9 protein-coding genes are annotated in these 14,715 nt (G+C 72.9%); 4 read left to right on the plus strand and 5 right to left on the minus strand.

What is annotated here, in order from left to right:
* The first annotated feature begins 4 nt into the window (after positions 1 to 4).
* Complete coding sequence (locus tag ACIBPB_RS04320; RefSeq protein ID WP_046563819.1) at positions 5 to 337, plus strand: STAS domain-containing protein; 333 nt, start codon at positions 5 to 7, stop codon at positions 335 to 337.
* A 79-nt stretch (positions 338 to 416) separates the two neighbouring features.
* Here ACIBPB_RS04320 and ACIBPB_RS04325 read toward each other — a convergent pair whose 3' ends face one another.
* Both ACIBPB_RS04325 and ACIBPB_RS04330 read right to left on the minus strand, forming a co-directional pair.
* Positions 417 to 2,006 (minus strand): ABC transporter permease, encoded by a 1,590-nt coding sequence (locus ACIBPB_RS04325; protein WP_396838115.1) that lies wholly within the window; start codon positions 2,004 to 2,006, stop codon positions 417 to 419.
* 76 nt (positions 2,007 to 2,082) lie between these two features.
* Entirely contained in the window at positions 2,083 to 2,985 is a 903-nt protein-coding gene (locus ACIBPB_RS04330) for an ATP-binding cassette domain-containing protein (RefSeq protein WP_396838116.1), read from the minus strand.
* Positions 2,986 to 3,052: 67 nt separating this feature from the next.
* Here ACIBPB_RS04330 and ACIBPB_RS04335 point away from each other — a divergent pair, with 67 nt between their 5' ends.
* Entirely contained in the window at positions 3,053 to 3,574 is a 522-nt protein-coding gene (locus ACIBPB_RS04335) for a GbsR/MarR family transcriptional regulator (protein ID WP_396838117.1), read from the plus strand.
* Positions 3,575 to 3,578: 4 nt separating this feature from the next.
* On the opposite strand, the gene ACIBPB_RS04340 is transcribed toward ACIBPB_RS04335, so the two are convergent.
* Both ACIBPB_RS04340 and ACIBPB_RS04345 read right to left on the minus strand, forming a co-directional pair.
* Positions 3,579 to 4,136: a two-component system response regulator gene (locus tag ACIBPB_RS04340; protein ID WP_396838118.1), complete on the minus strand. Its 558-nt coding sequence runs from the start codon at positions 4,134 to 4,136 to the stop codon at positions 3,579 to 3,581.
* The gene (locus ACIBPB_RS04345; RefSeq protein ID WP_396838119.1) at positions 4,133 to 8,485 is read right to left on the minus strand and encodes a HAMP domain-containing protein; all 4,353 of its coding nucleotides are present in this window, start codon (positions 8,483 to 8,485) and stop codon (positions 4,133 to 4,135) included. The genes ACIBPB_RS04340 and ACIBPB_RS04345 overlap by 4 nt, the downstream gene beginning before the upstream one ends.
* Before the next feature lie 186 nt (positions 8,486 to 8,671).
* On the opposite strand from ACIBPB_RS04345, the gene ACIBPB_RS04350 reads away from it, so the two are divergent.
* Complete coding sequence (locus tag ACIBPB_RS04350; RefSeq protein WP_396838120.1) at positions 8,672 to 10,738, plus strand: SpoIIE family protein phosphatase; 2,067 nt, start codon at positions 8,672 to 8,674, stop codon at positions 10,736 to 10,738.
* A 129-nt stretch (positions 10,739 to 10,867) separates the two neighbouring features.
* Here the strand turns inward: ACIBPB_RS04350 and ACIBPB_RS04355 are convergent, their stop codons facing one another.
* Positions 10,868 to 12,430, minus strand: a complete 1,563-nt coding sequence (locus ACIBPB_RS04355; protein WP_396838121.1) for an FAD-binding oxidoreductase — start codon at positions 12,428 to 12,430, stop codon at positions 10,868 to 10,870.
* A gap of 150 nt (positions 12,431 to 12,580) precedes the next feature.
* Here ACIBPB_RS04355 and ACIBPB_RS04360 point away from each other — a divergent pair, with 150 nt between their 5' ends.
* Positions 12,581 to 14,704 carry a S9 family peptidase gene (locus ACIBPB_RS04360; protein WP_396838122.1) on the plus strand — a complete coding sequence of 708 codons (2,124 nt, stop codon included), beginning with the start codon at positions 12,581 to 12,583 and terminating at the stop codon, positions 14,702 to 14,704.
* The last annotated feature ends 11 nt before the right edge of the window (positions 14,705 to 14,715 follow it).

Genomic DNA, 14,715 nt, shown 5'->3' on the forward strand with positions numbered 1-14,715 from the left:
CCGGGTGGATCGTGCCGAACTGTCCATCGCCGTACACCGGACCGGGGACGAAGCCGTGCTTCGCCTGGCCGGTGAGATCGACATGCTCACGGCCGCCCAGCTGTCGACGGTGGTCAATGAGGTGCTGGCCGACCCGCCGCCCCGCATCGTGCTCGACCTGGGCGGGGTGACCTTCTGCGACTCGCAGGGCCTGGGCACCCTGGTGGTGCTCAGCCGCAAGGCCAGTCACGCCCAGAGCCTGCTGGTGCTGAGCAACGTCGGTGACTTCCTGCTCCGCGTGCTCGACATCACCGGCCTCCGCAGCGCCCTCATGATCCGCAACGAGACCGCCCCCTGACCCACCCCGGCCCTTGTCGGCCGAGGAGGTTGCGTCCGCGCCGAGCGCGACGCAACCTCCTCGATCGACGCGGGTGGGGTCAGGTGGTGGGGACGTCGCGGCGGTGCAGGGTGGCCAGGCCCGTGAGGGCCAGGGCCAGGGCCAGCGCGGTCAGCAGCCAGAGCGGGGTGGCGCTCCAGGCGGTCCGGAGGACCTGCGGCGTGTGCGTGAACGGGGACAGGTCCAGCAACCACTGGTCCAGCTGGAGGACCGCGCCGAGCTGGCCGAGCAGCACGCAGACCGCCAGCAGCGCCCAGGCCGCCGGTGCCAGGCGCGGCGCCAGACCGAAGAGCAGCACCGCCATCCCGGCCAGCACCCAGGCCGCCGGCGCCTGGGCCAGGCCGGCCGCGGTCATCCGGCCCACCTGGCCCGCGTCGTGCACGCTGATGCTGTAGGTGAGGCCGATCGCCAGCCCGGTCACGGCCAGCACCACCACCGGGCCGAGCAGCGCGAAGACCACATGGGAGAGCAGCCAGGTCGAGCGGTGCGTGCCGGTGGCCAGCAACGGCTCCGCCCGGCCGGCGGTCTCCTCGGTCCGCATCCGCAGCGCCGCCTGCACCCCGTACCCGGCGGCGGCCAGCCCGGCGATGCTGAGCGTGGCGCCGAGGTAGGCGTCGGCCAGCCCGGAGGCGCCACCGAGCCGGGACATGATCTCCTCGAGCTGCGGGTTGCCCGCCACCGAGCGTCCGGCCGCCTCGGCCGCGCCGCCCAGGATCAGCCCGAGCAGGCCGAAGCCCACCGACCACCAGAGGAGCTGGCCCCGGTGCAGCCGCCAGGCCAACCCGAACGGCCCGGCCAGGGCCGGACCGGCGGTGGCCGGGCCGAGCCGGGGCGGCAGCATCCCGGCGCCCAGGTCGCGGCGCACCGACAGGGGGTACGCGACCGCGGCGACCAGCACCGACGCCACCAGCGGCAGGGCCAGCACCCACCAGCGGTCCCCCTCGAACGGGCGCACCCGGGCGGCCCAGCCGAGCGGGGAGAGCCAGCTCGGCCAGTCGTTGCCGGCGGTGTCGCCGACCAGCCGGAGCGCGAAGGCGGCACCGAGCACCGCGATGCCGATGCCCCGCGCGCCGCCCGCCGTCTCGGTGAGCTGGGCGGCCAGCCCGCCGACGGTGGCGAAGACGGCGCCGGTCAGCGCGGCGGCCAGGCCGTACCCGTACGAGCCGGCTGCCGGCAGGCCGGTGGCGGCCAGCCCGGCGGCGGTGAGCAGGCCGAGCAGCAGGTCGGCGGCGTACGTGACGAGCAGTGCGGCGGTGAGCCCGGCGTACCGGCCGAGCACGGTGGCGCCGAGCAGCTCGCGCCGGCCGGCCTCCTCCTCGGTACGGGTGTGCCGGATGACGGTGAGCAGGCTGGCCAGCCCGACGATGACGAGCAGGAAGCCACTCCGCTGGGCGGTCAGCGCGCCCACGCTGTCGCCGTACACCGGGCCGAGCAGCGCGATGATCGACGGGTTGCGGGCGGTGCCGGCGGTGTACGCGGCCCGCTCGGCGGCGGTGGGGAAGAGCTCGAAGAAGCTGGCCGCGTACGACATCGGCAGGACCGCGAGGATCAGCACCCAGAGCGGGAGCAGGAAGCGGTCCCGGCGCAGGATCAGCCGGACCAGGTGCCGGGTGCCGGTGAGGGTGCTCATGCGATTACCTCGTTCCGCTCGGCGGTCGCACCCGGCTCCACCGCGCTGTACTGCTGATTCGCTGGCTGACGCTCGCTCATCGGGCCAGCTCCTCGGGGGCCGCCTCGTAGTGCCGCAGGAACAGCTCCTCCAGCGTCGGCGGCTTGCTGACCAGGCTGCGTACGCCCAGCTCGGTGAGGCGGCGCAGGGCGGCGTCCAGGGCCGGGGTGTCCACGTCGAAGCGCACCCGGTTGCCGTCGGTCCGCAGGTCGTGCACGCCGGGCAGCTCGGCCAGGCCGTCGAGCGGGCCGGCCAGTTCGGCGTCGATCGAGGTGCGGTGCAGGTGCCGCAGCTCGCCCAGGGTGCCGGACTCGACGGCGCGGCCGTTCCGGATGATCGTCACCCGGTCGCAGAGCGCCTCGACCTCGGCCAGGATGTGGCTGGAGAGCAGCACCGTGCGGCCATCCTGCTTGGCCCGGTGGACCCAGTGCTGGAAGACCTCCTCCATGAGCGGGTCGAGGCCGGAGGTCGGCTCGTCGAGGATGAGCAGTTCGACGTCGGAGGCGAGCGCGGCGACCAGCCCGACCTTCTGCCGGTTGCCCTTGGAGTAGGCCCGGCCCTTCTTGCGCGGGTCCAGTTCGAAGGACTCCAGCAGCTCGGCCCGGCGCTTCGGATCGAGCCCGCCGCGCATCCGGCCGAGCAGGTCGATCACCTCGCCACCGCTGAGGCTGGGCCAGAGGGTGACGTCGCCGGGCACGTACGCGAGCCGGCGGTGCAGGGCGACGGCGTCCCGCCAGGGATCACCGCCGAGCAGCCGGACGGCCCCCGCGTCCGCCCGCAGCAGGCCGAGCAGCACCCGGATGGTGGTCGACTTGCCGGAGCCGTTGGGGCCGAGGAAGCCGTGCACCTCTCCGGTGCGGACGGTCAGGTCGAGTCCGTCGAGCGCTCTGGTCCGGCCGAAGGTCTTCACGAGGCCGGACACCTCGATTGGGGTTTCCATACTTCGGAAGCTACGCTCGTTTCACAAACTTGTGAAGACAGTGAGATCTGAGAGACGATCAGGTGTGATGAGCGAGACGACGCCGATGACCGACCCGCCCCGGCCGGACGAGGAAGAGGTCCACCTCTTCGTCGAACGGATGGCGATGGCCTTCGCGGACGTCGGCTTCCCCCGGATGGCCGGCCGGGTGCTGTTCACCGTGATGAGCGCGGACGAGCCGCTCACCGCCGCCGAGATCGGCGAGCGGCTGGGGGTCAGCGCGGCCGCCGTGTCCGGCGCGGTGCGCTACCTCACCCAGTTCGCCATGCTGGTCCGCGAGCCGGTCAAGGGCTCCCGACGGGACCGCTACCGGATGCCGGCCAACCCCTGGTACGAGGCCACCATCACCAAGACCGGCCTCTACAAGAACTTCATCGACATCGCCAACGGCGGGGTGGACGCGCTGGGCGGGCGGGACAGCCAGGCGGGCGAGCGGGTAGCCGAGATGCGGGACTTCTTCCTCTTCGTCCAGGAGGAGATCGACGCCCTCGGCGAACGCTGGCGGGCCCGGCGCGCCGCGACCGGACACGACGGCCGGGCCGACGCCTGAGCGCTCAGCCGGTGTTACCCCAGCGGGCCTGCTCCAGCAGGTCCACGGCGCGGTCCCGGGACTCCGCGCCGTCGTCGGCGCGCAGCAGGGCCGTCGCCTCGTCCACCGCGTCGGTGAGCCCCCGCCACTGGGCGTCCCGCTCCCGCACCAGGTCGGACTGGGCGGCGAGCTGCCGGGTCTTCACCCACAGCTCCACGAAGACCGAGACCTTGGCCCGCAGCACCCACGGGTCGAACGGCTTGGTCAGGTAGTCGACCGCGCCCACCGCGTAGCCGCGCAGCGCGAGCTGGGCGTCCTTGTCCGCCGCGGTGAGGAAGATGATCGGTACGTGCCGGGTGCGCTCGCGCCGCTTGATGTGGGTGGCCGTCTCGAAGCCGTCCATGTCCGGCATCTGCGCGTCAAGGAGGATCACCGCGAAGTCGTCGACGAGAAGCTGCTTCAACGCCGCCTCGCCGCTCTCCACGGCGACCGACTGCACCGGAAGCCCCTGGAGGATCGCCTCCAGGGCCATCAGGTTCTCCCGCCGGTCGTCCACGAGCAGCGCCTTGGCCAACTGGGTCACGAAGTCTCCTCGCCTCGGCTCCGGTTGATCCAGGACGCCATCAGCTCGATCAGCTCGTCCAGGTCCACCGGCTTGGTGATGTAGTCGCTGCCCCCGGCCGCGATCGCGGACTCCCGGTCGCCCGGCATCGCCTTCGCGGTCAGGAAGACGATCGGCAGGTCCGCGAAGCGGTGATTCCGGCGGATCTGCCCGGTCGTCTCGTACCCGTCCTGGTCCGGCATCATCGCGTCCATCAGCACGATGTCCACCTCCGGATGCTCGGCCAGCTGGCGGACCCCGTCCGCCCCGTTGTCCGAGTACAACACGGTCATGCCGTGAAGTTCCAACGCGGAGGTGAGCGCGAAGACGTTCCGGACGTCATCGTCGATGATCAGGACGGTCACCCCGTCCAGGCGGCGGGCGGTCGGCGTCTCCACCGGCTGCGGCAGCTCCATCGGCATCAGCAGCGACGACGGCAGGCCCGCCCGCTGCGGCGACGGCGGCGCCGGCGCCACCACCGCGTCCGGCGCCAGCACATCCGGTACGAAGAGGGTGAACGTCGAACCCTGACCGGGCGCCGACGACACGGTGATCGTGCCGCCGAGCAGCCGGGCCAGGTCCCGGCTGATCGACAGGCCGAGGCCGGTGCCGCCGTACCGCCGGCTGGTGGTGCCGTCGGCCTGCTGGAACGCCTCGAAGATCAGCGAGAGCTTGTCGTCGGAGATGCCGATCCCGGTGTCGATCACGGTGAACGCGATGACCCGCTGGGCGTTGGTCAGCGCCGGCACGTCGAAGACCGCGTTCTCGGCGGCCGGCGCGATCCGCAGCGTCACCGCGCCGTTGTCGGTGAACTTGACCGCGTTGGAGAGCAGGTTGCGCAGGATCTGCTGCAACCGCTGGGCGTCGGTGACCAGCGCCGGCGGCAGCTCCTTGCTGACCCGGACCTGGAAGTCGAGGCCCTTCTCCTCGGCCTGCGGGGCGAACGCCTGCTCGACGTAGCCGCGGATCTCCGAGAAGCGGATCTCGGTGGGCTCCACGTCCATCCGGCCCGCCTCGATCTTGGACAGGTCGAGGATGTCGTCGATCAGCGAGAGCAGGTCGGAGCCGGCGCTGTGGATCGTGCGGGCGAACTCGATCTGTTTCGGGCTGAGGTTCTGCTCCGGGTTCTCCGCCAGCAGCCGGGCCAGCAGGAGCAGCGAGTTCAGCGGCGTACGCAGCTCATGGCTCATGTTCGCCAGGAACTCCGACTTGTACGCCGACGCCCGGGTGAGCTGCTGCGCCTTCTCCTCCAGGCCGAGCCGGGCCAGCTCGATCTCCCGGTTCTGCGTCTCGATGTTGGTCTTCTGCTCCGACAGCAGCCGGGCCTTGTCCTCCAGCTCGGCGTTGGTGCGCTGGAGTTCCGCCGACTGCTCCTGCAACTCGTGGGCCAGCCGCTGGGACTGGGCCAGCAGCTCCTCCGTACGCCGGTTGGCCTGGATGGTGTTGACCGCGACCCCGATGGTCAGCACCAGCCGCTCCAGGAACGCCAGGTGCAGCTCGGAGAAGGTGGTCACCCCGGCGAACTCGATCACCCCGAGCAGCTCGCCCTCGAAGAGCACGGGCAGCACCACCAGGTCGGCGGGGGGCGTCTCGGCCAGCCCGGAGCGCAGCACCAGCCGCCCGTCGGGCTGGGAGTTGACCCGGATGGTCCGGCGGGACAGCGCGGCCTGCCCGACCAGCCCCTCGCCCGGCCCGAAGGTCACGTCGTGCCCGCGGGCCACGTACCCGTAGGAGGCGGTGAGCCGCAGCCGGACGCTGCCGTCGGAGCTGTCGGCCAGGAAGAACGCGCCGAGCTGCGCGTCGACCAGCGGGGTGACCTCCATCATGATCATCCGGCAGACCTCGCCGAGGTCCCGCTGGCCCTGGAGCAGGCCGCCGATGCGGGCCAGGTTGGAGTCCAGCCAGCCCTGCTCGGCGTTCTTCTTGGTCGTCTCCCGGAGGGTGACGATCATCTGGTTGATGTTGTCCTTCAGCTCGGCGACCTCGCCCTGGGCCTTGACCGCGATCCGCTGGGTCAGGTCGCCCCGGGTCACCGAGGTCGACACCTGGGCGATGGCCCGCAGCTGGGTGGTCAGCGTCGAGGCGAGCTGGTTGACGTTCTCGGTGAGGTCCCGCCAGGTGCCGGAGACCCCCTTCACCTGTGCCTGACCGCCGAGCTTGCCCTCGGTACCCACCTCGCGGGCCACCCGGGTCACCTCGTCGGCGAACGACGACAACTGATCCACCATCGTGTTGACCGTCGACTTCAGCTCCAGGATCTCGCCCTGCGCGTCGACCGTGATCTTCTGCGACAGGTCACCCTTCGCCACCGCCGTGGTGACCGAGGCGATGTTCCGCACCTGCGACGTCAGGTTCGACGCCATCGAGTTCACGTTGTCCGTCAGGTCCCGCCAGGTGCCAGAAACCCCCTTCACCTGCGCCTGACCGCCGAGCTTGCCCTCCGTACCCACCTCGCGGGCCACCCGGGTCACCTCGTCGGCGAACGACGACAACTGATCCACCATCGTGTTGACCGTCGACTTCAGCTCCAGGATCTCGCCCTGCGCGTCCACGGTGATCTTCTGCGACAGGTCACCCTTCGCCACCGCCGTCGACACCTGGGCGATGTTGCGCACCTGCGCGGTCAGGTTCGACGCCATCGAGTTCACGTTGTCCGTCAGGTCCCGCCAGGTGCCGGCGACGCCCCGCACCTGGGCCTGGCCGCCGAGCTTGCCCTCCGTGCCCACCTCGCGGGCCACCCGGGTCACCTCGTCGGCGAACGACGACAACTGATCCACCATCGTGTTGACCGTCGACTTCAGCTCCAGGATCTCGCCCCGGGCGTCCACCGTGATCTTCTGCGACAGGTCACCCTTCGCCACCGCCGTGGTGACCGAGGCGATGTTCCGCACCTGCGACGTCAGGTTCGACGCCATCGAGTTCACGTTGTCGGTCAGGTCCCGCCAGGTGCCGGAAACCCCCTTCACCTGCGCCTGACCGCCGAGCTTGCCCTCCGTGCCCACCTCGCGGGCCACCCGGGTCACCTCGTCGGCGAACGACGACAGCTGATCCACCATGGTGTTCACGGTGTTCTTCAGCTCCAGGATCTCGCCCTGCGCGTCGACCGTGATCTTCTGCGAGAGGTCGCCCTTGGCCACCGCGGTGGAGACCTGTGAGATGTTGCGCACCTGGCTGGTCAGGTTGCCGGCGAGCTGGTTCACGTTCTCGGTGAGGTCGCGCCAGGTGCCGGAGACGCCGCGCACCTGGGCCTGGCCGCCGAGCTTGCCCTCGATGCCCACCTCCCGGGCCACCCGGGTCACCTCGTCGGCGAACGACGACAGCTGATCCACCATCGTGTTCACGGTGTCCTTCAGCTCCAGGATCTCGCCCTGGGCGGCCACGGTGATCTTCTGGGAGAGGTCGCCCCGGGCCACCGCCGTGGAGACCTGGGCGATGTTGCGCACCTGGCTGGTCAGGTTCGACGCCATCGAGTTGACGCTGTCGGTCAGGTCCTTCCAGGTGCCGGCCACGTTCGGCACGTCCGCCTGGCCACCCAGCTTGCCCTCGGTGCCCACCTCGCGGGCCACCCGGGTCACCTGCTCGGCGAAGAGCCGCAGCGTGTCGGTGAGGTAGTTCATCGTGTCGGCCAGCTCGGCCACCTCGCCGCGGGCACCCACCGTGATCTTCTGCGACAGGTCGCCCTTGGCCACCGCCGTCGCCACCTGTGAGATCGACCGCACCTGGCCGGTCAGGTTGGAGGCCATGGTGTTCACCGAGTCGGTGAGGTCCTTCCAGGTGCCCGCGACGCCGCGCACGTCCGCCTGGCCGCCCAGCTTGCCCTCGGTGCCCACCTCGCGGGCCACCCGGGTCACCTCGTCGGCGAACGACGACAGCTGACCCACCATCGTGTTCACCGTGCGGCCGATGCGCAGGTACTCACCGCGCAGCGGGCGGCCGTCGATCTCCAGCGCCATGTGCTGGGAGAGGTCGCCGTCGGCCACCGCCACGATGACCCGGGCGATCTCGGTGGTGGGGCGGCCCAGGTCGTCGATCAGCGAGTTGACCGCCCGCTGGCCCTCCGCCCAGGAGCCGTCCAGCCCCTCGTCGTCGAGGCGTTCGGTGAGCCGGCCGTCCCGGCCGACGATCCGCGAGATCCGGCGCAGGTCCAGGTGCTGCCGCTCCTGCAGCGACACCACCTCGTTGAAGGCGTCGGCCACCTCACCACCCAGGCCGGCCCGCCGGGGCAGGCGCACCCGGAGGTCGCCGCGACGCACCCGTCGCAGCGCCTCCACCAGCTCACCCAGGAGCACCTCGTGGTCGTCGGTGGCTACCGCCTGTTTCGCCGTCGTCATCATTCCTCGCTCAGCTCGGGGCCGACCGGATCGTGCCGACACGCCATCCCACCATTCTGCCTGCGTCGGCGTCGAGGCCACGGCCAGCGCGAATCGGGCCGCGCGGGCGCGCCGCCGGCCGCCCCGGGCGGGCGATCGGGGTGGCCGCTCTTGGCACCCGGGGCGGGGGCGGTGGAGGATACGGAGGTGTCAGCGGAGACGGGGCCGGCGACCAACGGCGGCTCGGACGAGCACGTCCGGCGGGTCCGGCTTCCCGCAGACCGGCGTACGCCCGCCGCCGCCCGGGCACTGGTCCGGTCGGTGCTCGCCGAGGTGGACCTGGCCCAGCTGCTCAACGAGGCGCTGCTGCTCACCACCGAACTCACCACCAACGCCGTCGAGCACGCCCGCACCGAACTGGACATCGAGGTCACCGCGGACCGGACCGGACTGACCGTGACGGTCACCGACTTCGCCTCCGGCCCGGTGGAGGAACTGATCGTCGGCGTCCGCAACGACAGCTCCGAGATCGACGAGGTGGCCGAGCGCGGTCGCGGGCTGCTGCTGGTCGACCACTTCGCCAGCCGGTGGGGCACCACGTACCTGCCCACCGGCAAGGGCGTCTGGTTCCGGCTCGACCGGCCCGGCACGGCGTCCGCCCGGCCGGCCGCCGCCGAGACCCGGACACCGGTCACCGCCGCCGACGGCATCGGGGGGAGCGTCCCGAGCGCCGCCGCGATGAGCGAGCTGATGCAGATCAACCCCGATCCGTACGCGGACGACCCGCTGCCCGAGTTCGCCGCCGACCTGCTGGCCCGGCTGGGTGAGATGGTCGGCGCGGCCGGTGGCGCGATCCGGCTGGACCGGGGCGAGGGGCAGGGCGACCAGGTGCTCGCCCGGTACGGCCGGCCGCCCCGGGAAGACAGCGACCTGCTCCGGGTGCCGCTCGCCGTGCACCGCCCGTACGCCGGTGAGCTGGAGCTGGACGCGGCGCCGTCGGCGTACGCCGGGCCGCTGGCCGTGCTGGCCGCCGAACGGCTCTCGCTGCACCTGGAGAACGACCGGCTGCGCCGGGCGGACATCCGCCGCTCGGCCTGGCTGACCTTCCTCGCCGAGGCGAGCGAACTGCTCGCCCAGTCCCTGGACGTCGAGCTGACCATGGCGCTCATCCCGCAGCTCGTGGTGCCCCGGCTGGGCCAGTGGTGCGCCGTGCACACCACCGACGAGTGGGGCCGGCTGCGCCTCGCCGCCGCCAGTCACGCCGACGAGGCGATGCTGCCGCAGCTGCACCGGGTGCTCCGGGAGACCGGCCCGGACTCGATCCAGGCCCGGCTGCGGGAGGCGTCCCGCAGCGCGACGCAGGCCCCGCTGAGCGGGCCGATGGAGGGGTTCGCCGTACCCCTGATCGCCCGTGGGCAGCGGCTCGGCACCCTGGCGGTCGGCCGTCACCAGCGGCACCGGCACGACGCGGACGAGGTCTCGGTGCTGGAGGACGTGGCCCGGCGGGCCGCCCTCGCCATCGAGAACGCCCGCATCCACGCCGAGCGGCGCCGGGTCGCGCAGACCCTCCAGCAGTCGCTGCTGCCCCCGGTGCTGCCGGTGGTCGAGGGCATCGGCTTCGCCGCCGAGTACGTGCCGACCGGCGACGACGCCGACGTGGGCGGCGACTTCTACGACGTGGTGCCGCTGCCCGACGGCCGCTGGCTGGTGGTGATCGGCGACGTGTCGGGCAAGGGCGTGCAGGCGGCCGCGGTGACCGGCCTGGTCCGGGACGTGATCCGGGTGCTGGTCGGGGACGGCAAGCCGCTGCCGGAGGTGCTGAGCCGGCTCAACGAGACGCTGGTCGAGCGGGGCGGCGGCCGGTACTGCACCCTCGCCCTGGCCGCGGTCGGGCCCGGCGAGGGTCGGCAGCTCGACGTGTCGCTGCACCTCGCCGGCCACGACCGGCCGGTGCTGCTGCGCTCGGCGGGCGGGGCCGCCTTCGTCGGCACCGGCGGCACCGCGCTCGGCCTGCTCGACACGATCGCCACCCCGACCGCCGAGATCCCCCTCGGGCCGGGCGACACGCTGATCTTCTACACCGACGGGGTCACCGAGCGCCGCCGCGGCCGGGAGCTCTTCGGCGTCGACCGGCTGCGCGAGTCCGCCGCCCCGCTGGCCGGCTACTCCGCCGACGTGATCGCCGCCCGGCTACGCGCCACCGCGATCGGCTTCTCGGTCGAACCACCCCGCGACGACATCGCCATCCTCGCCCTCCGCAACGACGCCCTCTGACCCCGCCTCAGGCGGCCGCCCGGGGAGACGACCGGGAGGTCAGAGGCCGCCGGTGAGACGGCCGGGAGGCCAGAGACCGCCGGTGAGACGGCCGGGAGGCCAGAGGCCGCCGGTGAGACGGCCGGGAGGTCAGAGGCCGCCGGGGAGACGGCCGGGGGCCAGGCGGTGGTCGGGGTCCAGGTGGGCCTTGGCGGCGCGGAGTCGGGACAGGGCGGGCACCTCGCCCCACAGGTCCACCGTGCGGCGCACCGGCCCGGGCGCGGCGACCACCACGCACCGGCCCTGCCGGGCCAGCAGGACCTCGCGGACGGCGGCGAGGATCGAGGCCACCCGCTCCGGCGGCAGCGAACCGGGCAGCGCGGCGTGCACCGTGCCGACCCCGGCGGAACCCCGGACGGGCACCGGCCCGCCGGCCGCGTCCCGCAACGCGTAGACGGCCGCGTGCAGGTCGTTGATGGGCACCTCGATGCGCAGGGCGGTGTCGCCGGGGGCGAACGGGTAACGCCCCCACCACTCCGGCGCGGAGTGGCTGGCCACCGCCTCGTCGCCGAGCACCTCGACCAGCCGGTCGGTGCGCTCCGCGACGTGCGCCGGACCGCCCTCGAGGAGCACCACGAGGCTGCCCGCCGCGGCCGGCCGGCTCGACCGCCCGGTCAGCGCCGGGTGGTCGGGGCGCCCGACCACGGAAGGATGGAACGGGCTGACCCGGCGGCGCGGCAGCGGCACCGGCACGGGCAGGTCCAACTCGACGGCGGCCGGATCCAGCCCGGCGCCGAGCACCGCGCGGACCAGGTCGTGCACCTCGAGCGGCGTCCAGACCGGGCGGGACACCCAGATCCGGCTGGCCGGCACCGCCTGGACCCGCAGGGTCGCCGAGACCAGCACGCCGAGGCCGCCCTGCGACCCGCAGAGCAGCCGGGCCACGTCCAGCCCCGGCAACTCGCCGCCACCGAAGAGGGCGGCCGCGCCGAGGTGCGCCGTGCCGGAATCCGTCCCGCCGGCGTGCGTACCGCCGGGACACGTGCCGCCGCGGCACGTCCCGCCGGCGGGCGTCCCTGCGGCATGCGTCGTGCCGGGGTGCCGCGGGCCGGGGTGCCTCGGGCCGCCGCCGGACGGCGCCGCCCGGCCCAGCAGCTCGGTGCCCGCCTCGCCCAGGCTGACCAGCTCCCCCTCGGCGTCCAGGTAGCGCACGCCGACGAGTTGGGCGCACGGGGTCCCGTGCCGGTGCCGGAGCGGGCCCGCCTCGTCGGCGGCGAGCACCCCACCCAGGGTCGCGCCCGGCGAGGGCGCGTCGACGGGCAACCGGCGGCCGGTGCGCTCCAGGGCCGCCTGCACCGCCCGCAGCGGGGTCCCGGCGCCCACCTCGGCCAGCGCCGAGCCCTGCGGCTGGTGCCAGACCCCGGCGAGCCGGCCGGTGTCGAGCATGATGTCGACCTGCTCGGGCGCGGCACCCCAATCGATCTTGGTGCCGGCGCCCCGGGGCACGACGGTCAGGCCGTGCGCCGCGGCCAGCCGCAGCACCTCGGCGGCGGCGTGCGGGCCACCCGGCACCGCCACCCAGCGGGCCGTCCGGCCGGCCACCTCGTCCGCCGCGCCGGCGAAGCGGGCGAACGGCGGGCCACAGATCTCCGTCAGTCGTCGGGTTATCTCGAGGGCTCCGGGTCGATCGGTCGAACTCGTTGCAGCCGCCATGGCGGTTATCGTACACATGTTCGAAAGCGCCGGTAGCGGATTGCCGACGCCGCCCCCGAGGGTCCGGCCCGAGGTGGTCCAGAACCAGTCGCGCGAGCACTTCGGTTCGGGCGTCCCGGTTCCGGCACCGCCGGCCGGTAACGTGACGCCGTGACCACCGAGACCTCCGAGCCGTCGCCCGCACCCGTCGCCAAGCGCGTCCCCAGCGGGCGCACCCACCACGGCGACACCGTCGTCGACGAGTACGCCTGGCTGGCCGCCAAGGACGACCCGGCGACGATCGCCTACCTGACCGCGGAGAACGCGTACACCGAGGCGCGCACCGCGCACCTCGAGCGGCTGCGCGGGCAACTGTTCGAGGAGACCCGGCGGCGGACCCAGGAGACCGACCTCTCCGTGCCCACCCGCAAGGACGGGTACTGGTACTACACCCGCACGGTCGAGGGCCAGCAGTACGGCGTGCACTGCCGCCGTGCGGTCCGGGACGGCGAGCAGGTCCCGCCGATCAGCGCCGACGGCGCGCCCCTCGACGGTGAGGAGGTGCTGCTCGACGGCAACCGGCTCGCCGAGGGGCACGACTTCTTCGCCCTCGGCGCCTTCGACGTCAGCCCCGACGGGCGGTGGCTGGCGTACTCGACCGACCACGCCGGCGACGAGCGGTTCACGCTGCGGATCAAGGACCTGAGCACCGGCGAGGTGCTGCCCGACGAGATCCCGGACACCTTCTACGGCACCGCCTGGTCCACCGACGCCTCCACGCTGTTCTACGTCACGGTGGACGACGCGTGGCGGCCCAACCGGGTCTGGCGGCACGCGGTGGGCACCCCGTCGAGCGAGGACGTGGTGGTCCACCAGGAGGACGACGAGCGGTTCTGGGTGGGCGTCGAGCTGACCCGCTCCGAGCGGTTCGTCGTCATCGACATCCACAGCAAGATCACCAGTGAGGTACGGGTGATCCCGGCCGGCAACCCCACCGGCGAGCCGGCCGTCGTGGCCCCCCGCCGGCAGGGCGTCGAGTACGCGGTCGAGCACCACGGCCACCGGTTCCTGATCCTGCACAACGACGGCGCCGAGGACTTCGCGCTGGCATTCACCTCGGCCGACGTGCCGGGCGACTGGACCCCGCTGATCCCGCACACCCCGGGCACCCGGCTGGAGTCCGTCGACGCGTTCGAGAACCACCTGGTCGTCTCGCTGCGCAGCAACGGGCTGACCGGGCTGCGAGTGCTGCCGGTAGGCGGCGCCGACCCGTACGACATCGACTTCCCCGAGCCGCTCTACAGCGTCGGGCTGGACGCCAACCCGGAGTACCGCACCAGCGAGGTGCGGCTGCGCTACACCTCCCTGGTCACCCCGGACTCGGTCTACGACTACGACCTGGTGACCCGGCAGATGGTGCTGCGCAAGCAGAAGCCGGTCCGGCCCGGGCCGGACGGGCGGGCGTACGACCCGGCCGACTACGAGCAGCACCGGGACTGGGCGGTGGCCGACGACGGCACCCGGGTACCCATCTCGCTGGTCTGCCGCCGGGACACCCCGCGCGACGGCTCCGCCCCCGCCGTCATCTACGGCTACGGGTCGTACGAGGCCAGCATGGATCCGTGGTTCTCCATCGCCCGGCTCAGCCTGCTGGACCGCGGCGTGGTCTTCGCGGTGGCGCACATCCGCGGCGGCGGCGAACTGGGCCGGCGCTGGTACGACGAGGGCAAGCTGCTGGCCAAGAAGAACACCTTCACCGACTTCGTGGCCTGCGCCCGGCACCTGGTCAAGGCCGGCTGGACCGGCGCCGACCGGCTGGTCGCCCGGGGCGCCTCGGCCGGCGGCCTGCTGATGGGCGCGGTCGCCAACCTGGCGCCGGACGCGTTCACCGGGATCGTCGCGCAGGTGCCGTTCGTGGACGCGCTCACCTCGATCCTCGACCCGTCGCTGCCGCTCACCGTCACCGAGTGGGAGGAGTGGGGCAACCCGCTCGACGACCCCGAGGTGTACGCGTACATGAAGTCGTACACGCCGTACGAGAACGTGGCGGCGGTCCGGTACCCGGCCATCCTCGCGGTGACCAGCCTGAACGACACCCGGGTGCTCTACCACGAGCCGGCCAAGTGGATCGCCCGGCTGCGCAGCGTCGCCCCGGACGGCGACTACCTGCTGAAGACCGAGATGGGCGCCGGGCACGGCGGTCCCAGCGGCCGCTACGACGCCTGGCGGGAGGAGGCGTTCGTCAACGCCTGGATCCTCGACCGGCTCGGCCGGGCCGGAGGCGAGGCGGGGTGAACAGCGGCAGC

Origin of the sequence: Micromonospora sp. NPDC049836 (assembly GCF_044465125.1) — a bacterium.
Taxonomy (GTDB): domain Bacteria; phylum Actinomycetota; class Actinomycetes; order Mycobacteriales; family Micromonosporaceae; genus Micromonospora.